This is a genomic window from Methyloceanibacter sp. (assembly GCF_050728395.1).
Classification (GTDB): Bacteria; Pseudomonadota; Alphaproteobacteria; order Rhizobiales; family Methyloligellaceae; genus Methyloceanibacter.
Genome location: NZ_JBOHJB010000012.1, coordinates 21,533 through 46,941 on the forward strand (window position 1 = coordinate 21,533; position 25,409 = coordinate 46,941).

The 25,409-nt window shown below is 62.5% G+C and carries 25 protein-coding genes and 1 tRNA gene; 14 read left to right on the forward strand and 12 right to left on the reverse strand.

Annotated features, from left to right (window positions below; genetic code table 11):
• Positions 1-3: 3 nt before the first annotated feature.
• The 5 genes from ACREC7_RS03755 to ACREC7_RS03775 all read right to left on the reverse strand — a co-directional run bounded on the left by ACREC7_RS03755 (position 4) and on the right by ACREC7_RS03775 (position 4,834).
• Entirely contained in the window at positions 4-609 is a 606-nt protein-coding gene (locus ACREC7_RS03755; RefSeq protein ID WP_431554357.1) for a methyltransferase family protein, read from the reverse strand.
• 107 nt (positions 610-716) lie between these two features.
• On the reverse strand, positions 717-2,219 hold the full coding sequence (locus ACREC7_RS03760; RefSeq protein ID WP_431554358.1) for a phosphomannomutase/phosphoglucomutase: 1,503 nt from the start codon (positions 2,217-2,219) through the stop codon (positions 717-719).
• Between the two features lie 96 nt (positions 2,220-2,315).
• Positions 2,316-3,017: a retropepsin-like aspartic protease family protein gene (locus ACREC7_RS03765; RefSeq protein ID WP_431554359.1), complete on the reverse strand. Its 702-nt coding sequence runs from the start codon at positions 3,015-3,017 to the stop codon at positions 2,316-2,318.
• A 5-nt stretch (positions 3,018-3,022) separates the two neighbouring features.
• Entirely contained in the window at positions 3,023-3,199 is a 177-nt protein-coding gene (locus ACREC7_RS03770) for a DUF1289 domain-containing protein (protein ID WP_431554360.1), read from the reverse strand.
• 81 nt (positions 3,200-3,280) lie between these two features.
• On the reverse strand, positions 3,281-4,834 hold the full coding sequence (locus ACREC7_RS03775; protein ID WP_431554361.1) for a sensor histidine kinase: 1,554 nt from the start codon (positions 4,832-4,834) through the stop codon (positions 3,281-3,283).
• A gap of 227 nt (positions 4,835-5,061) precedes the next feature.
• On the opposite strand from ACREC7_RS03775, the gene ACREC7_RS03780 reads away from it, so the two are divergent.
• From ACREC7_RS03780 to ACREC7_RS03790, 3 genes are all read left to right on the forward strand, one after another.
• Complete coding sequence (locus ACREC7_RS03780; RefSeq protein WP_431554362.1) at positions 5,062-5,805, forward strand: MBL fold metallo-hydrolase; 744 nt, start codon at positions 5,062-5,064, stop codon at positions 5,803-5,805.
• On the forward strand, positions 5,802-6,425 hold the full coding sequence (locus tag ACREC7_RS03785) for a uracil-DNA glycosylase family protein (RefSeq protein ID WP_431554363.1): 624 nt from the start codon (positions 5,802-5,804) through the stop codon (positions 6,423-6,425). Before ACREC7_RS03780 ends, ACREC7_RS03785 begins: the two co-directional genes overlap by 4 nt.
• Before the next feature lie 127 nt (positions 6,426-6,552).
• Positions 6,553-7,020, forward strand: coding sequence for an Lrp/AsnC family transcriptional regulator (locus tag ACREC7_RS03790; RefSeq protein WP_431554364.1), 468 nt, complete (start codon positions 6,553-6,555; stop codon positions 7,018-7,020).
• Positions 7,021-7,026: 6 nt separating this feature from the next.
• On the opposite strand, the gene ACREC7_RS03795 is transcribed toward ACREC7_RS03790, so the two are convergent.
• The 4 genes from ACREC7_RS03795 to ACREC7_RS03810 all read right to left on the reverse strand — a co-directional run bounded on the left by ACREC7_RS03795 (position 7,027) and on the right by ACREC7_RS03810 (position 10,079).
• Positions 7,027-7,902, reverse strand: coding sequence for an NAD(P)-dependent oxidoreductase (locus tag ACREC7_RS03795; protein ID WP_431554365.1), 876 nt, complete (start codon positions 7,900-7,902; stop codon positions 7,027-7,029).
• A gap of 96 nt (positions 7,903-7,998) precedes the next feature.
• A complete protein-coding gene (locus ACREC7_RS03800; protein ID WP_431554366.1) occupies positions 7,999-8,700 on the reverse strand; it encodes a 2OG-Fe(II) oxygenase in 702 nt (233 codons plus the stop codon).
• Between the two features lie 328 nt (positions 8,701-9,028).
• Positions 9,029-9,223: a hypothetical protein gene (locus ACREC7_RS03805; RefSeq protein WP_424389115.1), complete on the reverse strand. Its 195-nt coding sequence runs from the start codon at positions 9,221-9,223 to the stop codon at positions 9,029-9,031.
• 118 nt (positions 9,224-9,341) lie between these two features.
• Complete coding sequence (locus tag ACREC7_RS03810) at positions 9,342-10,079, reverse strand: DUF1045 domain-containing protein (protein WP_431554367.1); 738 nt, start codon at positions 10,077-10,079, stop codon at positions 9,342-9,344.
• 266 nt (positions 10,080-10,345) lie between these two features.
• On the opposite strand from ACREC7_RS03810, the gene ACREC7_RS03815 reads away from it, so the two are divergent.
• The 11 genes from ACREC7_RS03815 (at position 10,346) to ACREC7_RS03865 (ending at position 23,887) form a co-directional block, all read left to right on the forward strand.
• Positions 10,346-10,975 (forward strand): glutathione S-transferase N-terminal domain-containing protein, encoded by a 630-nt coding sequence (locus ACREC7_RS03815; protein ID WP_431554368.1) that lies wholly within the window; start codon positions 10,346-10,348, stop codon positions 10,973-10,975.
• Between the two features lie 135 nt (positions 10,976-11,110).
• Entirely contained in the window at positions 11,111-11,596 is a 486-nt protein-coding gene (locus ACREC7_RS03820; protein WP_431554369.1) for a peptidoglycan-binding domain-containing protein, read from the forward strand.
• A 147-nt stretch (positions 11,597-11,743) separates the two neighbouring features.
• On the forward strand, positions 11,744-12,256 hold the full coding sequence (locus ACREC7_RS03825) for a c-type cytochrome (protein WP_431554370.1): 513 nt from the start codon (positions 11,744-11,746) through the stop codon (positions 12,254-12,256).
• Entirely contained in the window at positions 12,253-13,320 is a 1,068-nt protein-coding gene (locus tag ACREC7_RS03830; protein ID WP_431554371.1) for a c-type cytochrome, read from the forward strand. The genes ACREC7_RS03825 and ACREC7_RS03830 overlap by 4 nt, the downstream gene beginning before the upstream one ends.
• Positions 13,321-13,336: 16 nt before the next feature.
• Positions 13,337-14,932, forward strand: coding sequence for a caspase family protein (locus tag ACREC7_RS03835; protein WP_431554372.1), 1,596 nt, complete (start codon positions 13,337-13,339; stop codon positions 14,930-14,932).
• Between the two features lie 108 nt (positions 14,933-15,040).
• Entirely contained in the window at positions 15,041-17,686 is a 2,646-nt protein-coding gene (locus tag ACREC7_RS03840) for a DUF4384 domain-containing protein (protein ID WP_431554373.1), read from the forward strand.
• A gap of 209 nt (positions 17,687-17,895) precedes the next feature.
• Complete coding sequence (locus tag ACREC7_RS03845; protein ID WP_431554374.1) at positions 17,896-19,089, forward strand: type III PLP-dependent enzyme; 1,194 nt, start codon at positions 17,896-17,898, stop codon at positions 19,087-19,089.
• 144 nt (positions 19,090-19,233) lie between these two features.
• Positions 19,234-20,262 (forward strand): helix-turn-helix transcriptional regulator, encoded by a 1,029-nt coding sequence (locus ACREC7_RS03850; protein ID WP_431554375.1) that lies wholly within the window; start codon positions 19,234-19,236, stop codon positions 20,260-20,262.
• 762 nt (positions 20,263-21,024) lie between these two features.
• Positions 21,025-22,224 carry a histidine decarboxylase gene (locus tag ACREC7_RS03855; RefSeq protein WP_431554376.1) on the forward strand — a complete coding sequence of 400 codons (1,200 nt, stop codon included), beginning with the start codon at positions 21,025-21,027 and terminating at the stop codon, positions 22,222-22,224.
• A complete protein-coding gene (locus ACREC7_RS03860) occupies positions 22,221-22,397 on the forward strand; it encodes a hypothetical protein (protein WP_431554377.1) in 177 nt (58 codons plus the stop codon). The genes ACREC7_RS03855 and ACREC7_RS03860 overlap by 4 nt, the downstream gene beginning before the upstream one ends.
• Positions 22,391-23,887, forward strand: coding sequence for an amino acid permease (locus tag ACREC7_RS03865; RefSeq protein WP_431554378.1), 1,497 nt, complete (start codon positions 22,391-22,393; stop codon positions 23,885-23,887). Before ACREC7_RS03860 ends, ACREC7_RS03865 begins: the two co-directional genes overlap by 7 nt.
• A gap of 92 nt (positions 23,888-23,979) precedes the next feature.
• Here the strand turns inward: ACREC7_RS03865 and ACREC7_RS03870 are convergent, their stop codons facing one another.
• The 3 genes from ACREC7_RS03870 to ACREC7_RS03880 form a co-directional block, all read right to left on the reverse strand.
• Entirely contained in the window at positions 23,980-24,651 is a 672-nt protein-coding gene (locus tag ACREC7_RS03870; protein WP_431554379.1) for a DUF938 domain-containing protein, read from the reverse strand.
• Between the two features lie 201 nt (positions 24,652-24,852).
• Positions 24,853-24,928, reverse strand: a tRNA-Val gene (locus ACREC7_RS03875).
• Between the two features lie 122 nt (positions 24,929-25,050).
• Positions 25,051-25,329 carry a hypothetical protein gene (locus ACREC7_RS03880; RefSeq protein WP_431554380.1) on the reverse strand — a complete coding sequence of 93 codons (279 nt, stop codon included), beginning with the start codon at positions 25,327-25,329 and terminating at the stop codon, positions 25,051-25,053.
• Between the last annotated feature and the right edge of the window lie 80 nt (positions 25,330-25,409).

A 25,409-nucleotide genomic window follows, 5' to 3' on the forward strand; every position in this document is an offset into this window, starting at 1 on the left:
GTTTCAGCCTGCCTGGCGGGAAGGCTTCTTCCGGTCGATAAGGGCAAGCAGGCCTTGGATGTCGAGGAAGCGCGAGGTCTCGCGGCAATAGTCGCGGTAGGGCGCGCCGTAGAGCTGCTTCAGCCAATCCTCCTCGACCAGCGCCATCATGACATAGGCGCCGCTCATCACTACGGACATGATGATGGTCAGGATCGAGTTCGCCCCGATCGACAGGCCGATGAGGCCGACGATCGAGGCGGTGTATTGCGGGTTGCGGCTGAAGCGGTAGAGGCCGCCGGTGACGAGGCCGTCGGCGCCGCAATAGGTGTTGCCGAGGCCGAGATTGAAATAGCCGCAGACCGTGATGAACAGGCCGCTAAGCCCAAGCGGCAGGGCCACGATGTAGCGCGTCCAGTCGAGCAGCGGCGTCGCATTCCAATCGAGCGCGGCGACGATGAAGGTGGCGATCATGCCGCCGCGAAACAGTCCCCAGAAGGTGAGGCTCTGCCAGCTCCCCGGCTCAGGCGTCGGCCAGATGCGGAAGGGTGGAGCGAGGAGGGTCCGGAGCAGGAGCAGATCGAGGGTGAGGCCGGCGGTCAGCGCGCAGGCAAAGACGAGAAGTGTCATGGCCGGAGGAACCAACCAGATTCCCTTTGCAGAAATGCGACAGGTCGTTGACGGTTTTGCTACGGCCGTCGCTGGCTTATCGCACGTCTAGCAACGCGGCACCCTCCTCAAATCTTCTGATTGTAGGCGCCGACCTCCGGCTGCTTGCCAAGCTCGGCGTCGATCTCGGCGAAGATCGCCCGCATGTTCGCTTCCGAGGTCGGGCTTTCCACCACGACCACAAGCTCCGGCTTGTTGGAGGAGGCGCGCACCAGGCCCCAAGTTCCATCCTCGAGCACGATGCGGACGCCATTGACCGTGATCAGCTCGCGCACCTTTTGTCCGGCAAGACTGTCACCATTGGCGGCGAGTTTCTGGAAGTGATCCACCACGCGGTCGACCACCTGATACTTCACCTCGTCGTCGCAATGGGGCGACATGGTCGGCGACTGCCAGGTGCGGGGAAGGGCGGATTTGAGCTCGGCGAGAGACTTGCCGGGGTTTCGGTCGAGCATGTCGAGCACGGCGAGTGCCGCCACCAATCCATCGTCATAGCCGCGTCCGAGCGGCGGATTGAAGAAGAAGTGCCCTGACTTTTCGAAGCCGACTAGCGCGCCGGTCTCGTGGCTGTAGCGCTTGATGTAAGAGTGGCCAGTCTTCCAGAACAATGTCTTGGCGCCGTGCTCGCGCAAGACGGGATCGGTGAGAAACAGTCCGGTGGATTTCACGTCGGCGACGAACAGCGCGCCCTTGTTGCGGGCGGCGATGTCGCGGGCGAGCATCACCCCGACCTTGTCGGCGAAGATCGCCTCGCCCTCGTTGTCGACCACCCCGCAGCGGTCGCCGTCGCCGTCGAAGGCCAGCCCGAGGTCGGCGCCGTGCTCAAGCACCGCGTCCCGCGTGGCATCGAGCATGGCGAGATCCTCGGGATTCGGATTGTGCGCCGGGAAGGTGTAGTCGAGCTCGCAGTTGAGCGGCACAACGGTGACGCCAAGCTCGGCGAGCACGCGGGGCGCAAACGCCCCGGCCGTGCCGTTGCCACAGGACACCACGGCTTTCAGCGCGCGCATCGGCTTCGGCCGCTTCAGGAGATCGGCCATATAGCGTTCGGGCATGTCGGGCACGAAGATGTAGCGTCCGCTCTGATTATGCGGCGAGAAGCGCCCATTCATCACGATGTCCTTGAGCGCGCTCATATCGTCGGGCGCGAAGGTCAGCGGCCGCTCGATCCCCATCTTGATGCCGGTCCAGCCATTGTCGTTATGGCTCGCCGTCACCATGGCGACGGCTTCGACGCCGAGCTCGAACTGCGCGAAATAGGCCGTGGGCGACAGCGCCAAGCCAATGTCGTGAACCTCGGCGCCGCCGGCGAGCAGGCCGTTGATCAGCGCCGCCTTGATCGAGGCCGAATAGGAGCGGTAGTCGTGCCCGACCACGACGCGCTGGGGCACGCCGCGCATCCGCATCAGATCGGCAAGACCTAGCCCCACGGCTTCAAGCCCGAGGAGATTGATCTCCTCGGGGTAGCGCCAGCGGGCGTCGTATTCCCGAAATCCGGTCGCCTTGACGAAGGGCAGGCGCTCGAATTCGGCCGTATTGGGTCGGAGATCCTGGCGCGGCTTGGGAAACATGCTGCCCCCTGATAGGCGATTTTGGACGTTTCACCAACAGCGCTGAGCAGGGCGAGGTTCCCTTGGGCAATGCGCCGATCAACCCCGTCCTCAACCTCAGCCGCGTAGCGTCAGAAAATCCCCGGAGAATTCATAGGAGCGCAGCCGCCCGAGAAAGCTCATGCCGAGCAGGCTCTCGGTGAGCGCCTTTGGCTCGGCCACAAGCGCGTCGACATCTTCCCGCTGAAGCGGGCCGATGGCCACGCTTTTAAGGCGCACACGCGCCGCCACGGTGCGGCCGTTGGCGGTGAGCACCGGGATGTTGAAGTTCAACCCGTTCAAATCGATGCCGGCCTTCTTGGCATCCTCGGGGCGGAGCACGATGGTCGAGGCGCCGGTGTCGACGATCATGGCAACGGAAACGCCATTGACCTCGGCCTTGGCGGTGAAATGGCCATCGAGGCGCTTTCTGATCTTGATCTCGACCGGGCCGCCGGGGCTTTGCTCAACGACCATGGCGCTGCCGGGAAGAAGCTCGCCGGCAAGACGCCCGGCTATTGGCAGCAGCTCCTCGCGATAGGAGTAGAGCGTGACAAGCGCGAGCCCGAGGGCAAGCCAAGTGACCGCGTCGCGGAACATGGCGCCGGCATGCCCGCGATAGCGGACCAACACGCCACCGCCGATGAAGACGAGAAGCGCCGTGCCAAGCGCGACATAGCCGAAGGTGTCGCTGTCGAGATTGGCGATGGTGCCCGAGGAGTTGCTCACGAGCAGCATGGCCGCGAGGGCCAGGACAAAAATGGCAATCCACGCCGACACGATTTCTAACCTTTCACTGTCTCTGACTGGGCTTTGCGAGCCGGCAACAGAGCCATGACGTCACGCCGCTCCTCCCCGCTCATCTCCGCCCAACCTGCGATCTCATCGAGAGTGCGCCCGCAGCCGATGCACAGACCGGCGCCCGCGTCCATCTCGCAGACGTCGATGCAGGGGGTTTCCAAGGGAGGCTTCGGTCCGGTGGTCAACCAAGGCTATGTAGGGGGTGAGGTGCTGTCGGACAATCGCCATTCCCGCCGGGGGGTTCAGGTCTTGGCGCCGGCTCCCATCGCACCGGGAGCATTGTGCCGGTCCTTGAGCCATCGCGCCGGGTCGGCGATCGGCGGCCGCGTTTCCATGACACGCGCGCGCGGAAAGCTCACTTTGACCTCCGTGCCCTGGCGAAGCCTGCTTTTCAGCTCGAAGGTGCCGTCGTGCAGCTCGGCCAGTCCCTTGGTGATGGGAAGCCCAAGCCCGGTGCCGCCTTCCGCCGTCTGATGGGCAAGCGATCCCTGGCCAAAGCTCTTCAGCACGCGGGGGATCTCGTTCTCGGGAATGCCTGGCCCGGTGTCCTTGACGCTCAGGAACTGCCCTCCGGATTCAGTCTCTCCGATGGCGAGCGTGATCGTTCCCCGCGGCGGGGTGAACTTGATCGCATTCGACAGGAGGTTGAGGCAGATCTGGCGCATGGCCCGCTCATCCGCCCAGAGCTGGGGAAGATCGGGCTCGAACTGCTCGATGATCCGCAGGCCCTTGGTCTCGGCGCGCAGCCGCAGCAGCCGCTGGCAGTCCTCGACCACGATGGCGAGCGTGACCGGCGCCTCATGCAGCTCGTAGCGACCCGACTCGATGCGGGAGATATCGAGGATCTCGTTGATCAGATTGAGCAGGTGCTGGCCGCTCTGGTGGATGTCGTTGGCGTATTCCTTGTAGACCGGGTTCTCGTGCGTCCCCAAGATCTCGGAGCGCATGATCTCGGAGAAACCGAGGATGGCGTTGAGCGGCGTGCGCAACTCGTGGCTCATGGTGGCGAGAAAGCGGGACTTTGCCTGGCTCGCTTCCTCGGCGCGTGCCCTCGCATCGTCGGAGATCGATTTTGCCTGCTCGAGCTCGGCGATGAGCGCGTCCTTCTCGGCTCGAAACCCCATCATGGCGGTGACGGTCGCGTTCGTGCCCTTCATCAGCCAGATGAAATAGACGTAGACACCGATGGCCATCGCCGCCATGGCCCAATAGAACGGATTGTCGAGCAGCGCGAAGCGGACCACGATCGCCGCCGCCATCGGCAGCGTGCCGGCGAAGACGATCGGCATGACCGGAGATGCGAACAGCATGCGCATGGAGATGACGATGAGGAGGGCGGCAAAGACGAAGGTATGCGCAGCCTCTCCGGCGGCGCCGGCACTGACAAAGGCGACCGCGGCCCAGGACAATCCGTAGAGAAACTCCGCGGCCGTCATCTTGGCGCGCCAGGCCCGCGCCTTGACCTCCGCCGGCGGCGTCTTGAGGAATTGCCGGCAAAGGCTGATGAGCAGGCCCTTGGCGAAGAAAACCGTGGCGAGCCAGAGCAGCAGCTGCGCCGGCGGCGCCCAGAACATTGCACCCACGGCCACGATCACCGCGAGCAGCGGCGTGGTCACCGCCGCGGACAGCTCGTTCTTGGCGAACAGGAGCAGGAGCTCGTAGTCGAGCTCCGAGCGGAAACGTGAGTTGGGGGTGAGCTTTTCCTGGGCCTGCGGGCGCCTGCGGGAAGGGGGCCGTCTGGCGCTAGTCGCCGCCGAAGCGGCCGCACGAGCCTCGGCTGAAACGCCTGTGGTCATGGCTGTCAAGCCCGCAAAACTCAACCTAACCCGGAAAAAGGAGGCCGTCGGCAGGAGCGCGGAGCGTCCTCCACCCCTTAACCAGGGCCTCGCGGATGACTATGTGGGGAAATCCCTAATGCGGCGTTTACTGTCGCTCCGCAGTGAAACGCCCATCCATGAATTGCGGCGGCGCTTGGCGTCTCGTAGAGAGGCAAGAGTTCAAAGAGAGGCACCGTCCGGCAATCATGCGTCTTACCATCATAGGGTGCGGGGATGCTTTTGGCGCGGGCGGGCAGCTGCAGACCTCGTTCCATGTTCGTTCCGGCAACTCCACCTTCCTCATCGATTGCGGCGTCACGACGCTGATCGGGATGCACCGGCTCGGGCTCGAGCCCAACGAGATCGACATGGTGTGTGTCAGCCATCTGCATGGCGATCATTTCGGCGGCTTGCCCTGGCTCCTCATCGACGCCCAATATGCGAGCAGGCGGACGCGTCCTCTGATCGTCACCGGTCCCAAGGGCATCGCCGAGCGCTTTCGGACCGCGGCCGAGGCTCTTTATCCCAACATCACCAACTGCCCTTGCGCCTTCGGCTTCGAGTTCATGGAATATGAGGAGCAAGTCCCGCTTGCGTTGAACGGCGTCACCATTACGCCGTTCGAGGTGAAGCATCCGTCCGGCGCACCGCCCTACGCGCTCAGATTCGGGTTGGAAGGCAAGGTGCTCTCCTTCACCGGCGACACCGGCTGGACGGAGAGCCTGTGCCGTGCCGCGCTAGGCGCGGACCTGCTGATCAGCGAATGCTTCCAGTACGATGTGAAGCTCCCCATTCATCTCGACTACAAGACGATCGATGCCAATTACGAGAGGCTCGGGGCAAAGCAGGTGCTCTTGACCCATATGGGAGAGGCGATGCTTGAGCATGTCGACAAGGTCGACCGCTCGCGTTTCATCGTCGCCCAGGATGGCATGACGCTCGATCTATGAGGGCGGAGGCATCCGAGCTCGACCGCTTGGTCGCGAGCATCCGCGGCTGCCGCAACTGCGTCGAGACGCCGAGTGGCAAGCCGTTGCCGCATGAGCCGCGTCCGGTGTTGCGGGTGAGCGAGACGGCGCGGCTCGCGGTATGCAGCCAGGCGCCGGGCACGCGGGTGCACGCCTCGGGCATTTCCTTCACCGATGCTTCCGGCGACCGCTTGCGCGACTGGATGGGGGTGAGCCCGCAGGAGTTTTACGACGAGGCCCGCGTCGCCATCATTCCCATGGGCTTTTGCTTTCCCGGGCAGGACGAAAATGGCGGCGATCTTCCGCCGCGAGCGGAATGCTCCAAGCTTTGGCATCGATCCTTGTTCGATCGCCTGCCGCAGCTCGAGCTCGTGCTGGCGGTCGGCTCCTATTCTCAAGCTTGGCATCTCGGCTCCGAGGGGGGGACGAGCTTGCAGGCAACCATGCTCGACTGGCGCCGGCACCTGCGGCGAAGACGGCAACCTCGTGTCTTGCCGCTTCCTCACCCGTCATGGCGCAACAATGCCTGGCTCAAGCGCAATCCTTGGTTCGAGGAAGAGTTGCTGCCGGTGCTGCGCCGTGAGGTCCGCAAACTCCTCTAAGTGGGCAGCTTGAAAAAACCGCTTGCAGCGGCAGGAGGAATATTCTACTAACTATGTAGGGTTAGTATGGAATGAAAAAGGAATCCAGATCGTGCTAGAGTCACGCAAAAATATTATCAGGACCGCCATGCTTGACCGGATGGATAGAAAAATTCTCGACATCCTGCAGAAGGACTGCACGATGCCGGTGGCCGAGATCGGCAAGCAGATTGGCCTCTCCACCACGCCCTGCTGGCGGCGCATCCAGAAGCTCGAGGAGAGCGGGGTCATTCAGCGGCGCGTTGCCTTGCTCGACGCCAAGAAGGTCAATGTGGGGGTGACGGTGTTCGTCTCCATCACCACGAGCCATCACACCCAGGAGTGGCTCGACCAGTTCCACGAGGCCTTGAAGGACTTTCCCGAGGTGGTCGAGTTCTACCGCATGAGCGGGCAGGTGGATTATCTCTTGCGCGTGGTGGTGCCCGACATCGAGCGCTACGACGCCTTCTACAAGAGGCTGATCGCCAGGATCGAGCTGTCTGATGTGAGCTCGGCTTTCGCCATGGAGCAGATCAAGTACACGACCTCGCTGCCGCTTGACTACACGGCAGAGTAGGGTCTCTCAGCGCTTCCGCTCGAGCAGCGCGATCAGGCTCGACGTGTCCCAGCGATTGCCACCCATCGCCTGTATCTCAGCGTAGAATTGATCGACCAGCGCGGTGACGGGAAGCTCGGCGCCGTTCTTGCGTGCCTCGTCGAAGGCGAGCGCGAAATCCTTCCGTACCAGATCCACGGCGAAGCCAAAGTCGAATCTGCCTTCGATCATGGTCTTCCACCTGTTCTCCATCTGCCAGGACTGGGCCGCGCCCTTGGAGATGGTGTCGATGACCCTCTGAATGTCGAGGCCGGCGCGCTTGGCGAAAGCAAGCGCCTCAGCCAGGCCCTGAATCAATCCGCCGATGCAGATCTGGTTGACCATTTTGGTGAGCTGGCCCGAGCCGGAGGGGCCGATCAGAGCGACCGCGCGCGCATAGGCTCCGATCACCGGCGCGGCTTTGCGGAAATCTCCCTCATCTCCGCCGACCATGACCGTGAGCGTGCCGTTCTCGGCGCCAGACTGCCCGCCTGAGACCGGGGCATCGAGAAAGCCGGCGCCTAGTGCCTTGGCCGCGGCGTGGAGCTCGCGGGCAATCTCCGCCGAGGCGGTGGTGTTGTCGATGGCCACGGCGGCCGGCTTCAACGCCGAGAAGGCGCCGTCGGGTCCGAGCGTCACCGCGCGGAGGTCGTTATCGTTGCCGACACAGGTGAAGATGAAGTCTGCGTCTTGCGCGGCATCCGCGGGTGTCGGCGCCAGCCTGCCGCCGAATTCGGCGACCCAGGTCTCGGCCTTCGCCTTTGTCCGGTTGAACACGACGACCTCGTGAGACCCTCGCGTCTTGAGATGGCCGGCCATGGGATAGCCCATGACGCCGAGCCCGATCCAGGCGACTTTGCTCACGGCTCACCTCTGTCATTGCCCGGCACTCGGGTCTGGCTTCGCCAGCCCGAGCACAAGCTTGATGATCCGGGCAATCCGGTAATGGGCCAGCCAGCCTCAGGCGATCGGCGCTTCTGGGAAGGAGAGCTGCTCGCGCGCGCGCCACTCATCGGTCACGTAGTTGATGATCAGCGAGATGCGCACGCCCTTGATCGGGCGTTTTTCGAAGCCGTGATAGGTGCTGTTCCCGGGGACGAACACCATGGCGGCGTTGGGCATGAAGTCCGAGCGTCCGAAATGACGCTTGTCGGCGTCATAGATGTCGGTGCCGAGGTCCTGATGGCTCGAATCCTTCGACAGATAGAGCAGCATGGTGAACGCCTTGACGCCGAGGTCGGTGTGCGGCTCGAGCCAGAAGCCGTCGATGTCCTGGGCGAACTCGATGCGGAGATAGGTACCCTCAAGGTCGGTGCCGAAGGCCTTCTCGATGTGGCTCGTTACCCGCTTGTCCTGAAAGGCTTGCGCGATCGCCTCGCAGACCGGGAAGCGCTCGCGGTTCTCCACGTCGAAATATTTGCGGGTGTTGTTGTGCAACTCGCGCTTGCCGGAGACGCCGTCAAGCGACGGAGCGTCGAAGGGAAGTGCCAACACGTCATCGACGCTATCAGTCGGGAAGCAGCCTTGCAGCGCCCAATGGCGATAGGGGTGATCGGAGCGCTTGGCGCTATCGACGCATCTCAGGAACGTCTTGACCACATCTTCGGCTGAACTCTTGGCCTCGGGTCCAGGCGCACGTTTTACCGCGACGTTTTCCCTCATGATCTGATTGATCTCCCCTCGAAAACCTCAAGCTGGCGGCTCATTCCTGACGTCCAGCAGGCATCGTTCATTGGTTGTTAGCACCGGCACGCCGCCCGCGCAAATCGGCACATGTCACCACATATCGCGCCAGATCGCGTCATATCGCGAGATTTACGGCTTTAGCCCCCTTACGCGTCAGAGCGATGCCCTGCCGGCACCGAAAAGCGTTGACCAAAATCAAGGCTGATCGATTTGGCGCGCCGATTTGGCCGAAAACAAGGAGGCTATTGGCGCGCTCGGGCAGCGCCAATGACGGCGCCCAAGAAGAATCCGTTGATTCTCGGCGCTAGTTGAAATTCACCCAGCGGAAATGGTGCGCTTCCAAATTCTCCGGCGAGGCATCCTCAGCGTCGGTGGACACCTGTTCGGAGCGCAGGCACTGAGCCAGAAGCTCAAGCAGCGAGGCGTGCAGCTCGCGCTCCGCCGATAGCTGTGGCGGGTTCGCGGCGAGAAACGCCAAGATCTCCCCATAGTCTGGCATTGAATTCCCCCGTGCTGTCCCCCAGCCGAGTCACGTCAGGCTGCATAACCCATGTGTCAAAACTTTGTTCCATGGGCGGAACAGGATCCGCCGCGGCCGGCCGGGAACCTAAGATTTCTCAGGCCCCCAGGCGGTAGCGGCCGATGAGCCGCAAGGGGCCCCGCCCGCCGGTCTCGCCGAACAGCGAAAGTCCGTCGACGGTCACGCCCGAGGCGCAGATCTCCTCCAGCATCGGCCAAAGTGCCTGCGAGATGCGCTCGAGGTGAGCGGGATCGAGCGGCCCGGTCAGCGTGATGTAGAAGCGGTACTCGCTCAACACATGCGGATCGCCGAAGCTCTTCAGCAAGAGGCGCTGATGGTCGTTGAGGGTCACGCCGGCTTGCGCCGTGGCGCAAGTCGCAGGCTCGGCGAAACCGTCGAAGGCGGCGACGCATTGCGCCGCGAGCCAATCGAGGGCGGGCGTCGGCTGGATTGGGCGAAGGACGAGATAGCGGCCGGCGCGTGCCAGCGTCAGCGGACCTGTCTCCACCCGCTTCCGGCGCGCGGCAAAACTGATCAACCGCGCTTTCAGCGCATCGGGCCCCATGCCCTCGCGCAAGCAGAACGGTGCCTTGAACACGGAGTGCAGTCCACTGTAGCGCGATGCTCCGGAGAGCGGCTTGACGGTCGCCGCGCCGGTGAGGCCGGCGTCCGAAAAAGCCTGTAGCGTTGCGCCATCGTTGGCGCGGCCGAACCAGGAGCGTCCAAAGGCAGCGAGCGGCGAGCCAGGCAGCGGCGTGTAGTAAATCGCGTAGCGGACGAAGTTCGCCTGGTGCGCGCCGTTCAGTTCATTGTCGAGTTGCGCACGGTCAAGCATTGGTTCCTCCCAACTAGGCGCCCGCTCCGAATAGCCATCGTCTCGATAGCAACCGCCTGTGGCGTGGACGCGACAGGTTCTTGGCGATAGGAGGGCCGATGAATGAACACTTGATGAATCGACTCATCTCGCAGCTGCGAATGAGAGTCGTGCTGCATTGCGAGCAAGACGCGCAGACGCTTGCATGCGTGCACAACTTCGCTAGCTAGGAGGTCGTGAGGCGATGCACAGACGCGCGCGCCTAGGTCGCGGGCAGGGGAGCTGGAATGATCGAGCTTTATACCTGGTCGACGCCGAACGGGCAGAAGGCGTCAATCATGCTGGAAGAAGTGGGGCTGCCTTATCGGGTGCACTTGATCGACATCGGCAAGGACCACCAGTTCCATCCCAACTTTCTCGCCATCTCTCCCAACAACAAGATTCCGGCGATCATCGATACCGACAACGGACTTCGGCTGATGGAGTCCGGAGCGATCCTGCTTTATCTCGCCGAGAAGACCGGCAGGCTTTGGCCGCAGGACTTCCCCACCAAATGGCGCGTGGTCGAGTGGCTGATGTGGCAGATGGGTGGACCGGGCCCGTTCCTCGGCCAAGTTCACCACTTCGTGAAGTTCAATCCGGGAAAGAGCGCTTACGCCGAGGAGCGCTATACCAAGGAAGCAAGACGGCTGTGGAGCGTGCTCGACCGGCGGCTCGCCGAGCACGAATACGTGGCGGACGACTATTCCATCGCCGATATCGCTATCTGGCCTTGGATTTCCAGATTCGAGTGGCAGACCGTCACGTTTGACGACTATCCCAACGTCAAACGCTGGTACGTGGCGATTGCGGCACGGCCGGCGGTGCAAAGAGGATGGCACGTGCCGCCCCGCGATCGCGGCATTCCTTTGCCTTGATCGGCGCTTAGGCTGTAGCGGGACACGCGGCTCGTATGGCAGAATGCTGCTCGCGAAGCCCGCTCGCTGAGCTGGGCGCGGGTGATGGTCGGGTGGCTCGTCGATTTTGAAGCGGCGTGAAAACAGGAGAACATCATGACGCGCACGTTCGGGGCTTCAATCAGCCGCATCGCGTGGCTTTCAGCTTTGACGCTGGCATTGCCGGCGATGAGCCTGTGGCCATCGCACGCGCAGGCGCAGGTTATCGAGCGCGGCGTGCAGGGCGGCGTGGTCGGCGCGATCATCGGCGGCATTGTCGGAGGGGGCAGGGGCGCTGGAACCGGCGCTGCCATTGGGGCAGGCGTTGGTCTCGTCACGGGCGCGGCGGAAGCCGATGCCAATGCCCGTGCCGATTACGAAAGCCAATATTATGGAGCGCCGCCCCCGCCCGGCGGATCAGAGCTCGTCTACAACATCCAGACGTCGTTGGCGCGGCTCGGCTACGATGCTGGCCCACCGGACGGCGTCTATGGCGAGCGCACAGCAGATGCGATCAGTCAGTATCAGCACGCCAACCGGTTGCCAGTCGACGGCCGGCCCTCGCCGCAACTGCTCAACATCATGATCAGTCAGGGGGGCTAAAACCCGAGTCCTCAAATGGACTTACCATTTCGGGCGCCTCGTCCGTCTTGCGCCAAGGCGGCGGGACAAGCGGTGCGGTGGCGATACGCGAGCAGATTTCGTTGGAGCGATTCCTGAGAGAGACCCGGCGATGAGTGGAGAGGGGTAATGCAGAAACTGATGATGTTGATGGTTTGTGCGTGCGTGAGCGTAGCAATCTGTTCTGCCGCGGCAGTTTCCGCCGAGGATGAAGATCTGGTGGCGGCGGTGAAGGAACGGCGCGATCTGATGAAGAAGACCGTGCAACCGGCGGCCACGCTCGGTGGTGACATGATCAAGGGCAAGAAGCCTTACGACGCCACCGAGGCCGCCAAGGCGATGAATGCGATCAGCGGCGTGCCGGACAAATATGTGACACTGTTCCCGAAGGGGACCGAGCATGGCGGAGTCGCGGACAGTCAAATTGCCGAGGAGGATGACCGAAGCCAAGCCAAACCGGAAATTTGGGAAGATTTCGCTGACTTCAAAAAGATCGCCATGAAGCTGAAGGACGCAAGCGCCAAGGCCGCTGGTGCGGCTGAGCAGGGAAAGGGAACCTTCACCGCCGCGTTCAACGACATGACCAAAGTGTGTAAGGAGTGTCACGAATCCTATCGCGAAACACCGCCCAAGAAAAAATGACGACCGCACATACCCAAGGAGGAAGCGCACGCAGAGCCTGGTGGTGGGCGCTGTTCGCTTTGGGCATTGCCGGAGCGATCGTCTTCTATCTGTTGACCATGCCTCGGACGGTGCCGGCGTCCGAGCTGCCGCAACACACCCCTGACCTTGCCAACGGCAAGTACATCTTCACCGCAGGAGGCTGCGCGGAGTGCCACGCCGAGCCGCTGGATAAGTGCAATAAACCCAAGATCAAGGACGAGACGCGGCTCGGCGGCGGTCGCTGCCTGAAGACGGACTTCGGTATCTTCAACGTGCCGAATATCTCTCCCGACAAGGAGGCCGGCATCGGCAATTGGAGCACGCTCGACTTCGTCAATGCCATGAAGCGGGGGATCGCACCTGGCGGGGAGCACCTCTACCCAGCCTTTCCGTACACCTCCTATCAGCGCATGACCTATGAGGACCTGATCGACCTCAAAGCCTATCTCGACACACTGCCCGCCGTGAAAAGCAAGGTGCCACCGCACGAGTTGGCCTTTCCGTACAATATCAGGCGTGCGCTCGGGCTTTGGCAGCTCCTTTATGTCGACGGGAAAGCGTTCACGCCCGATTCGAAAGCGAGCGCCGAACTCAACCGTGGCGCCTATCTGGTCAAGGGACCGGGCCATTGCGGCGAATGCCATTCGCCGCGGAATTCTCTCGGGGGCACCATTCAGAGCCAGGCGTTTGCCGGCGCCCGCAACCCCGAAGGCAAAGGCAAGATTCCAAACATCACGCCGAGTCATGACGGTCTTGGCGATTGGAGTGCTGACGACATCGCCTATCTGCTCGAGACCGGCAATACGCCAGATTTCGACGCGATTGGCGGACTCATGGTGCCGGTGCAGGAAAACATGGCAAAGCTCAAGCCAGAAGATCGCTCTGCCATCGCTGCCTATCTGAAATCGCTGCCGCCGCTGCCGGACGCCGTGCCGAAAAAGAAGGGGACCGGCGAGGACGAGGAGCAGGAGAAAGAGAGCAACGGTAGCGGTGGCGAGACCTCTGACGGAGGTTCAAAGCAGCCCGACGGCGCGGAGTATTAACTGACGAGTCGTTCCAATGCATAAGCGCGTCAAGGGCCGGGTTTGTGGCAAGAGCCTTTCAACTGCGCTCGCTCTCCTCTTCTGTATGGCCACCACCGCGCCGGCAAGCGCCGGCCATGTTTATGGCCTGGTGGTCGGCATCGATGACTATATCGGCGCCGACAACGATCTCGAGGGGGCGGTCAACGACGCCGAGGATGTGGCGCACGCGCTCAACGAGGCGGGTGCCAAGGAGGTGGTTCGCCTTCTTAACGACGATGCGCGCAAAGACAAGATCGCCGGGGCTTGGGAAGACCTGGTCCGCAAGGCGCAAGCCGGCGACACCATTGTCTTCAGCTATGCCGGACATGGCGGACAGGAGCCTGAGCCTCCCGGCCGACACGATGAGGCCGACGGGCAGAACGAGAATTTCCTGCTCGGTCACTTTGCTGCTTCAGGGCCCGGTACGCGTGAACGCATCGTCGACGACGAGGTGTTCGGGTGGATGCAGGAGGCCGACAAGAAGGGGGTGAAGGTCGTCTTCGTCGCCGATTCTTGCCACTCCGGCGGCATGGAGCGGAGCGCCTCGGCTCCCGGCGTGCGTTTTCGCAAGATGCGGGTACCAACCATCACAGCTGACCAGCTTACCCTTCCGCCGCCGGAAATCTCGAAGCTCACGGAGGACGATTTCCAGAACGTCACCTTCGTTGCCGCCGTCACCGAGGATAAAGAGACGCCGGAGGTGACCATCGACGGCAAGAAACGTGGCGCCTTGAGTTGGGCCTTTGCCCGTGCGCTTGAAGGCCGGGCCGACAAGGACGGCGACGGGCAATTGAGCGAGCTCGAATTGCTAGGCTATGTGGTGCCGGCCGTGCATGCCCAGGTCGAGAGCCAGCAGACTCCACAGGTGCTGCCGCTGCGGGCGCGCTCGGTGCAGCTTATGACCTTGCGCGAGGCGAAGGCGCCTCTTCCTGTGCCGGCAGGTTCCGATGAGCTCAAGCTCAAGGTGGCGGTGGAAGGCGGCGATGGCGCGGCGTTCGCCGATCTGCCTTTCGTGACCGTCGTCGCCGACAAGGCGGAGGCCGATCTCGTATGGTCGGTGCCCAAGGGGACCGTCGAGCATGTGGTCGGCGGGGTTGTCGCCGAGAAGGTGGACGCGGCCGGCATCAAAGGCGTCGTTTCCAAATGGGCGGCGCTCAAATGGCTGAAGAAGCAGGCAGCACTCGATCCGGTGAAAGCGAAGCTCGCCAGCGGCAATCAGCGCTACGCCGTGGGCGATCTCGTCGATATTGAAATGCAGGGCGGGAAATACCCCCATCTCACCCTGTTCAACCTTCCCCCGGACGGGCATGTTGAGTTCTTCATTCCCGACCCGCGGAAGCCGGCGGACGCCAGCAAGGACTGGAGCCGCGAGACGGTTCACGAAGAGTTCAAGGTCGACAAGCCACCTTATGGCGCCGAGCACATGGTGGCGATCTTCTCCAAGGATGAGCTGCCTGATCTACACGTGGGGCTTCAATCGATGACGACGCCGCAGCGGTCGGAAGCCTTGCGGCCGGTGCTGGAACAGGCGCTTTCCGGCAAGGACGTGCAGATCGGAATCATCGATATCTATACCGGGGCTGGAGGCTAGATGCCTCGCTCCCGGCACCTTAGATTTGCGCTGCCGTTCATGCAGCGTTCAGTTGCAAGCGTCTATGCAGACGCCGTTGACTGCATTTCACGCAAATGGAGGTTTCCCATGACCTTGCGCAGGAACACTTCGATCGCGGCTCTCGCGCTTCTCGCACTCGCCTGCGCCATGCTCAGCTCAAGCACGCCTTGGGCGGCCGAGCCGGCGCTCACCGTCGCTGCGGGTCCTGGGGAAAGCCCAACCCCGGGCGATGCCGATACGGCTCCGGGCGACACCTCCGATACCGCTCCCGCGACGGCGCCCGGCGGGGATAAGGCCTCCCCGCAAGCAAGCGAGCCAGGAAAGGACGCCGGCGCGCCAGCAGCAGAAGAGACTGCCGAGCCGAAAGAGACCGCCCCCGAGGCCCAACCTGCCGAGAAGGCCGAAGAGCCGGCCAAGGGGAAGGAAGAGCAGGCCGCTCCCGCCAAGCCTGAGAAGGTTGAAGAGGGGGGCGAGGAGGCCGCTCCTGCCAAGCCTGACAAGGCTGAAGAGAAGGGCGAAGAGGAGCAGGCTGCTCCCGCAGCACCCGAGGTGGTACCAGGGGCCGCCGATGCCTCAGGATTGACGGTGCCCGAAGATCCGATCGAACGCGCAGCGTTTCTCTCCTTCGAGGTCAATTGCGCCCGCTGCCATCAGGCCGGCCCGCTTCTGAAGGGGTCGGTTCGCGCAAACTTTGGCAATATCTTGGAGCTGGACAAGCTCGCCGACAATGGCAGCCTGGTCGTACCCGGCAACCCGGAAGACTCCCTGGTTTACAAAAGGGTACTTAACGGGGAGATGCCTTTCGACTGCACCGAGTCCGAGGCCGACTGCCCGCACGTGCCGACCAAGAAAGAAATCAACGCCATCTATGACTGGGTCAAGTCGGTGGGAAATCCCCAATGCACCGACCGTGGGTTGATTGATGAGGCGGCAATCGTGCAGGCGATAGCAAACGACCTCGAGAAGCAGCCCGATCATCGGCGCAAGGGAATGCGCTACATCACGCTCTCAAATCTCCATAATGCGTGCGTCAAGAAGGAGGACCTGGATCTTTACCGCAATGCCGTGGTCAAGCTCCTCAATAGCTTGAGCAGAAATCCCGATGCGTTGAGGCTCCGGACCATTGATCCGGCCGAAACGGTTATCGCCTTCAATCTTGATGACTTGAATTGGACGGAAGCCGAGTGGAACCGCGTGATCTCGGTCTATCCCTACGCCATGCGGCCCGACACAACGCCCTACGAAACCGTCAAGGCGGTGACCGGCACGCCGCTTGCCTGGGTGAGAGGCGATTGGTTTGCCTTCACCGCATCGCGGCCGCCGCTCTACTACGACCTGCTCAAGCTGCCGGACACGTTTGCCGGGTTTGAGAAGGTCGAAAACGTCGATGTGAAGAAGGACATCGAGGCGTTTCTCGTGAAGCGGGCCGCCTTCCAGCAGTCGGGTGTGAGCAAGCACAATCGCCTGATCGAGCGGCATACGATCTCCACCGGCTACTTCTGGACGTCCTACGATTTCAAGGGCGACGCTCCTGCACAAAGCCTGTTCCGGCATCCGCTCGGCCCGGACGGCCCCGATGCCTTCAAGCATGACGGCGGCGAGACCATCTTCAGCCTGCCGAATGGCTTCCAGGGCTACTATCTCAACACTGCGGCCGGTGCCCGTCTCGACAAGGGACCGACGGAGATCGTGCTCGACACGTCACAGCGTGACAGTTCTGTGACCAATGCCATCTCCTGTTTCGGCTGCCATAGGAAAGGCATCAACCGCAAGGCCGACGACATCCGGAATCGTGTGGCGAACGACCACAGCTTCAGTCTCGACGTCAAGAAGCAGGTCGAGGCCTTGTATCCGACGAATGAGGAATTGAAAGCCATCTACGATCAAGACACCAAGCGCTATCAATCCGCGCTGAGTGCCGCAGGCCTCAAGGTAGTTCTCGACACCGATAGTGCGCTCGAAAGCATCAATTCCCTATCGCGCCGCTACGAGGCCGACCTACGCCAATACGTCGCAGCGGCCGAGTTCGGCCTAGACCGGCAGGACTTTGAGGCAGCGCTCAACGATGTCGGCGAGCCTTTCGTTGCCGACAAGAATCAGCTCAAGCAAGGGCATCTGCCGCGTGGGCAGTTCGAGCCGGAGTTCGCTAAGTGGATCACCTTGGTTACCCGCAACGTGCCCGTTGACGTCGCCTCTCTGAAGGTGCCCGGCGCGCCAGAACCGACCAAGGTTGCCGACACGACAGAATTGACACTGGTCGCCGACCGCTCCGACTACAAAGTGAATGACAAGCCCGTATTCACGGTCACCTCAAAGAAGGACTGCAATCTGACGCTGATCGACGTCGATGCCAGCAATGAAGGAGTGGTGATCCTCCCGAACAAGTTTCAGCAAGTCAGCTTCCTGCCTGCGGGAAAGACGCTGAAGTTTCCGGCGGACGACGCCCAGTTCGACTATCGCTTGGCCGATCCCGGCACCGAGACGGTGATTGCGGTGTGCAACGCGGAGGGGAAGGATGTCGACGGCATCAAGCATGACTTCAAGTCGCGCGCCTTCACGCCGGTCGGTAACTACCGAGATTTGTCGGTCAAGCACGTCGATCAGACGCGGCGCATCCTGGTCGGAGAAAAACAGGCTCAGAAGGCCAAAGAATCGGGAGAAGCCGCCAAGCCCGAGGTTGTGGCAGCGGACAGTGGCCTGTCCCGGGCGGCGATCAAGCTCGAGGTGAAATAGCCTATAAAATAGGCGGCGAGGGGTCTGAGCATCCTCGCCGCCGCCCGCCCCAGCTCGCTCCTGAAGCTTGAGGCCCCATTAAGCGGTGTGTGGTTCGCGAAAACCGCTTTACAAGCCGGGTCAGATTGCATACGTGACCGGACCGCTCTGGCATTCGTGCTCGAGGGCAGCAACTGACAATCTCAATCTCGTGTGGGAGTAGACATGGGATGGACGTTTTCACTTCTGCTGCGGAGCTTCTCCGTAATCATCGCCCCGAGCGGCCGGTCCTCTGCCTGAGGCCTCATGCCGCCGCGCGCGCCGCGCGCTGGTTCCTCGCCAACTTCCCCGGTCAAGTCCTCTACGCCGCCAAGGCGAACGACGCTTCGCCTGTCATCGAGGCTCTGGCCGAAGCGGGGATCACCAAATTCGACGTGGCGTCGTCGGTCGAGATCGCCCGCATGGCGGCGGTGCCGAACGCCGAGCTCTATTTCATGAACCCGGTCAAGTCGCGGGGCTCGATCCGCACGGCCTTTGACGAGTTCGGGGTGCGCAGTTTCGCCTTCGACAGCGATGATGAGCTCGACAAGATCCTTGAGGAGACAGGCCGGACGCGGGACCTCGCGCTCTATCTTCGCATTGCCTGTCCCAACACCCACAGCCTCATTCCGCTCGAAGGCAAGTTCGGCGTGCCCATGGCCGAAGCGCCGGCGCTTCTGTTGCGTGCGCGCCAGGTCGCGCGCCGGCTTGGCATCACCTTTCACGTCGGATCGCAGGCGGTCGTCCCGGCAGCGTTCGGCGAGGCGCTCAGGCAGGTCGGTCAATTGATCGTGACCTCGGGCGTGCTCGTCGATGCTGTCGACATCGGTGGCGGCTTCCCGAGCCGCTATCCCCATTCCGATCCGCCCGAGCTTTCCGACTACACCGACGAGATCGTCGCGGCGTGGGACGAGCTTGCCGTCAAGGATAGTTGCGAGCTTCTGTGCGAGCCGGGCCGCGCGCTCGTGGCCGAGGCCGAGTCGGTGATCGTTCGCGTCGACGCGCGGCGCGGCAACGCGCTCTACATCAATGACGGCGCCTTCGGCACGCTGTTCGATGCCGCCTATTCCCGTTTCCGCTTTCCGGCGCGGCTGATCGGGGCGGCCGGGGCCAAGGGGAAAGGCGAGGCTGAATTCTCGCTCTACGGCCCGACTTGCGACAGCTCCGACTATCTGCAAGGCCCCTTCGTGTTGCCGCCCTCGGTGCAAGAAGGCGACTATATCGAGATCGGTCAGATCGGCGCCTATGGTCGCGTGTTGGCGAATCGTTTCAACGGGTTCGGCGAGTATGATGAAGTGGTGCTCACCGATGAGCCCATGCTCTCGATGTATGCCGACACCGAGCAGGCTGCCGCCGAGGTCTCCCTGAAGACGGCGCGAGGTTAAGCCCGCGCTCGTTCAAGCCGGAACATGCAAACTGGCTAGGTCAGCCTGCCAATCGGCGCGCTTATTGTCGCTGCGCAAGTTGCAACTGCCGCGATTTGACTGATATGTGTGCGGCTGCACTTCATAAGCAACCTCCGCTCGCCCATGCGTTACGAGAAGTCGGAAACCGTCTTGCGTATCGCGCTCGATATGCAAGCCACAGCGCTTGGCCTGTCGCTTGAAGACATTCAGCGCGGATACGCCGACCGGCCTCTCAGCCGGCGAACTGCGGAACGGCTTCGCGACGCAGTCGAGCGGCTGTTTCCCGAGATCGAGCAGTCCAATCCCGGTGAGGTCCCGAAGCGCTGGCGCCTCCCCGGCGGTGCAGTAGGCGGGCTTGCCAAGGTCACCGCCGATGAACTTGCCGATCTCGCCACCGCGATCTCGGTGCTCCGCCGCGAAAACATGCGCGGTCAGGTGCGGAACCTGGAACGCGTCCTGTCGAAAATCCAGGCCCTGCTGAAGAAACCGGCAAAAGCGAGGATCGCGCCAGATCTCGAGGCGCTAACCGAGGCCGAAGGGCTCGCGATGCGGGCAGGCCCGAGACCAGCGATCAATTTGGATGTCTTGAGCCAATTGCGCGAGGCGATCATCACGCAGCGCAAGGTCCGGCTTCACTACACTTATCGCGGATCGCGAAAGCGCGGCTATCAGATCGTGCAGCCCTATGGCTTCCTCTACGGAACGCGCCATTATCTCGTGGCGTGGAGCGAGGTCGATCGCGCAAGAGACTTCCGCAAATTCGCGCTGTCGAACATCGAGCGCGTGGAGCTGCTGGCGCAAACGTTTTCTCGCAAGCGCGGCTTCTCGATTCAGCAATACGCCGAAGGATCGTTTGGCGTATTTCATGAAGATCCGGTGGATGTCGTCTGGAAGTTCTCTCCCAGGGTGGCCTCCGATGCTGCGGAGTTTTTGTTTCACCCCAACCAGGTGATGGAACCTCAGCCCGACGGATCGCTGATCGTCCGGTTTCGGGCCGGCGGCCTCCTGGAAATGTCCTGGCACCTGTTCACCTGGGGAGACGAGGTCGAGATCGTCAAGCCGAAACGGCTGATCTCACTCCTCAAGGAACAATGCCGCGGCCAATTGCGGAATCGGGGGCGCGACGGACAGCGTGCGAAGGGTAACCGCTAGGCAACTTTGCCGGCTACCCGAAGACCATGAAGTCAAACAGAACCAGGAGGAGAACCGCCGCTAAGACCACGGCGAGGGCAAATGCCAGCCTGAAAAGGCAACCAACGATCGGATCGGCCAATGAACGCTCCTCAGTCTGAACAAGATCGGGGAAGGCCAGGACTTAGGAGCAACGCACGTCAAACCGGGACGTGCGCACGGCAAATCTCAAGCTGATGCGAAATGATGCGTCCCCGTCTGACGTATGGCGCCGCTATGCCCGAGGCTTGCTGACCTCAGGCGCCAAGGCGCTTGACTGCTGGGTCGCATGCAATCGGAGGCGTGGCGTGAAGGAAACTGCAAACTGGAAACGCGAAACGGTACGATTCTGCGTTGGGGACCAAAACGCAATCTCGATCAACCTCGTGGACGAAGGTCTTTGCTTCGTCGCCACAAAACCGTGCGAGTTCACCCTGAGATGGGCTGGCATTGTCGCCTTCGGTGCGTGGGTGCGCGCCATGATCCCAGATGAGGAATAGACGACCCTGGGGTCTCCGCTGATTTAAGTCGATGTGGTCTCCACGGGCGACCCGTCGCTCGCCTCGCAGCACGCCCGCAAGGCCGACCGTCCTGAATGCATTTTGCATTGGCGTGAGTTTTCTCACTGAGCGCTCGGCCGCAGCCGGTTAAGCAACATCTACCAACGTGAAGCAGAGGACTTTGGACAAGGACCCCCGGCGTCCGGGTGCCGCAATCCACAACCACGTCCCAAGGAGGGAATCAATGACCAGTGTGGTGACACTCAAGCGGGAGACCTTTCGCGCCGGGCAATCGTGGCCGATCGAGGATGTCCTGTGGCAAGCCGAGGACCGCATGCGCTCGGCGCACGCCACCCATCTCGGATATCCGTACAACCTGGTGGGCTATTCGCCGGTCCCGGCATCTCTCGGCGATTATCTCGTCAACAATCTCGGCGACCCCTATGTCGGCTCGCACTACGCTTCGCATGCGTGCGATCTCGAACGCGAGGCCGTCGACTGGCTGATGGACCTGTGGCATTGCGACGAACGCGAAAAATTCTGGGGCTCGGTCGGTGCGAGCGGCACCGAGGGTAACATCTGGGCGCTCTATCTGGCGCGCGAGGCCTTTCCCAACGCCAAACTGATCTACAGCCGCGAGGCGCACTACTCGATCCCGAAGGCCGCGCGCATCATGCGCATGGAAGCCATCGCGGTCGAGTGCGAGACGAGCGGCGCCATCGACATCGAGGCATTTGCGAAAGCGCTCGGCGCGCTCGACGGAAGTCCCGTCATCGTGGCGCTGACCTGCGGCACCACGGTCAAGGGCGCCCATGACGACATCGCGGCCGTCGTCGCCTGCCTCGACGCGGCGGGCCTTGATCCGGACCGGCGATTTGTTCATGTCGACGGCGCGTTGAATGCCATGGTGCTGCCGTTCGCCGCAGGAGTGCCATTCGCGATCCAGCCAAGCTTCCGTCACGGCATCGATAGCCTGTCGACCTCGGGTCACAAGATGATCGGAACGCCGATGCCCTGCGGCGTGCTCATTGCCCGCCGGAAGCACGTGGACCGTGTCGCCTCCGCGATCGCGTATCTGCGGTCGAGCGACACGACGCTCATGGGCTCGCGCAACGGCCATGCCGTGTTGTCGATTTGGTCGCGGCTGATCGGTCACGGCGCGAACGGTTATCGAGCCGACGTCTGCGCCTGCCTCGCCCGAACCGGGCGCCTGGTCGCCGCGTTGCGTTCAGCCGGCGTGCCGGTGCTGTGCAATCCCCATTCGTTCACGGTGGTCTTTCCGACACCCGGCGAAACCATCGTGCGCACCTATCAACTCGCCTGCAACAACGGCGAAGCGCACGCGATCGTCATGCCGAATGTCACCGACAGGCTCATCAGCCGTTTCGTTTCCGACTACCTCGCCTGGTGGAAGGCGAGCCAACGCCAAGGAGACCCCCAATGAGAAACTTCCTTGAATTCAAAGGCCAAAGCATCCGCCTCGCCTACGACCGGGAGCGCGCCGAGTTCGTCCTCAAGGCCGGCCCGCATCCGTTCGCGGTCCACAAGCCCGCGGCCGAAACCGAGGTCAAGCATAACGGCAACGGTACGGAGCCCGCGAGCAGGCGCAAATGGTGAGTGGCTCTTCAGGCGCCGGTCGGGAGGCAGCCCACGCCGGCTTCTTCGAGAAACGGCAGCTTCGCCGCTATGCCGGCATCTGGTCGCTGTGGGCGCTCGGCGTCGGCGCCGTGATTAGCGGGCATTTCTCCGGCTGGAACTATGGGCTCGCGGTCGCGGGATGGGGCGGCTTGCTCGCCGCCGCGGCGATCATGGCGTTCATGTTTCTCTGCCTCGTCTTTTGTATCGCGGAGATGAGTGCGGCTCTTCCCGACGCAGGCGCCACCTATGCTTTTGCGCGCCGGGCAATGGGTCCATGGGGTGGCTTCTTCTCCGGCGTGTGCGATAACGTCGAATATGTGCTGACGCCCGCGGTCATCTGCTTCTTCATCGGTTCCTATCTCGGCAGCATGTTCGATACCGGAATGCCCGATTGGTGCTGGTGGATCGCCACCTATGGCCTGTTTCTCGTGCTGAACATCCGCGGCATCGCGCTCTCGTTTCGCGTCACCCTCGTCATCACGCTCATATCGCTCGCCATTCTGCTGTTGTTTTGCGGTCTCGCCATTCCGCATGTCGACATCGCCCGCTTCGCATTGAACATTAGCGCGGATGGAAGGGAACTCGCCGGCGGCTCAGGCCCGCTCTTTCCATTCGGGGTGCAAGGTATCCTCGCCGCCTTGCCGTTCGCGGTGTGGCTGTATCTCGCGATCGAAGAGTTGCCGCTGGCGGCCGAAGAATCCGTCGACCCGCGGCGCGACATGCCGAGGGGAATCCTGCTCGCGCTCGTGACGCTCACGGTGACGGCCTTCCTGATCGCGGCGATCAACCCCGCGGTCAACGGTGTCGGCGCCTACAAACTCGGCACGTCGGGCGAACCCATCCTCGATGGCTTCCGGGCCTTGTACGGCGATGCCGGTGCCATTCCACTGGGGCTCATCGCGCTGTCGGGCCTGATCGCGAGTTTTCATGCCATTATCTTTGGTCTTGGGCGCCAGATCTTCGCGTTGTCCCGCTCCGGCTACTTTCCGGCTGCGCTGTCGAGAACGCACGCCGTCCACAAAACACCCCACGTCGCGCTGCTCACCGGCTCCGCGCTCGGCCTCGCCATCATGATGACGTTGTGGCTCGTGCTCGGCGGCAAGGCGGCAGCGCCGGTGATCGGCAGCGTGCTGCTCAACATGGCGGTGTTCGGCGCCATGTTGTCCTACATCCTGCGCGCGATCTCGTTCATCGTGTTGCGCCGCCAGAACCCTGAAATGGCAAGGCCCTTCTTGAGTCCGTTCGGCCAATTCGGCGCCGCCGCCGTCATCGCCATCTCAACGGTCACACTGTTCTATCAGCTGCAAGACCCGAATTTTTCCAAGGGGGTTCTCTGGGTCATCATGTGGTTCGCTGCAGCGAGCGGCTATTTCGCGCTCCACGGGCGCCATCGCCTGACGTTGAGCCCGGAGGAGGTCTTCGCCTTGCAGCACCAAGCTGGGCCGGAGCTGGAGCCGGCGAGGACCTAGGCTTGTCCCATCTGCTTGTCATGGAATGCTACGATCAGGAGGGAAGGGACGATGTGCCTCGTCTTTTCCTCTTCAGCATCGGGTCTAGGCTGTCACCTGCCCGTCCTGACGAACACGAGCGAAAGATTATTTGCCGGCATTTCGATGACCTCGCGTAGCTCAAGCCCGTGAGGCACCGCTTCGCGGACGAGGTCGTCGACGTTGCGAAGACCCCAACGCGGGTCCCGCCGCTTGAGGTCGGCATCGAAGGCGGCGTTGGAGGGTGCCGTGTGTCTGCCGCCCGTCATGAAGGGGCCGTAGAAATACAGTATTCCGTCCGGCCGTAGGAGGCGCCCGGCGCCGGCAAGAAGCCCGAGCGCCGCCTGCCAAGGCGCGATGTGGACCATGTTCAGGGAGACCATCGCGGCAAACGGCGCGTCGTCCTCAACGCCCCAGGCCGCCTGGCTTGTATCGATGGCAACCGGCGCCCGGACATTGGCGAGCCCTTCGCAAGCAATCCACGCCTCGATGCTGGCGCGCGCGGCCGGATCGGGATCGCTTGGTAGCCAGACAAGGCCGGGAAGGGCCTTTGCGAAACAGACGATGTGTTCCCCGGTGCCGGAGCCGATTTCGAGCGCGGCACCGCTCCGCGGAAGCGCCCTCTCCACGACCTCTCGAATTGGCCCGCTGTTCCGCGCGGCTGAGGGCGAGAATTGCCGCCCGTCGCCGGTGCGGTCACGGCCCTCAAGCGCGACAGGAGGCGGGGGAGTTTCGGATTTCGTCATGAATGGTGGGCGGTACTGGACTCGAACGAGATCCCCATCCAATGTCGTCGCGCTAGAAGGGGTTAGTGGCTTCAAGCGGTTGTATAGCGCGTGCGGCGGCCCCGCTCTCATTTAAGACCCTCCAGCCGCTCAGTCGGGTCGCCACTGGTTCAACGCAACCGAAGGTCACTGTGTTCTTTCGGGCATTTTTGGCTGAAATCCTGGTGGGCGGTACTGGACTCGAACCAGCGACCCCTGCGATGTGAACACAGTGCTCTACCAGCTGAGCTAACCGCCCGCTTCAGGCCTCAAACCAGGATTTAGCGATTGGAAGGCCGCCAAGTCAAGGAATGGCCGACGAGGCGCGGCCTGAAGGGGTGAGGACGGCGTGAGATCACGCCGCCTCTCACGTCACAAAGCCTATTTGCCCACGATCTTATTGACGGCGGCGAGCGTTTCGGTCGCCTTGGCGAGGTCGCCTTCCGTGCATTGCGCGTCGGCCTGGTCGAGAAGCTCATTCACCTTCTCGGTGTCCTCCTCGCTCATGGTATTGGCGTCGATCTTGTTCTGTACCGACTCCTCGGCGGCCGCGAGCTGCTGGGTGCACTGATCGTCACCTTCGGCAGGCTCGTCAACGGCGTAGGCGGCGCCGCCCATCAGGCAGGCCAGGCTCGCGCCGATCACGACACGTCTCAGCATCGTTTTCTCTCCCTTGGAAAAGCGTGCAAGCGAAATGAGCTAAAGGCGGGTGAAGGTGGCTTTCGACTGTGGCTCCACGT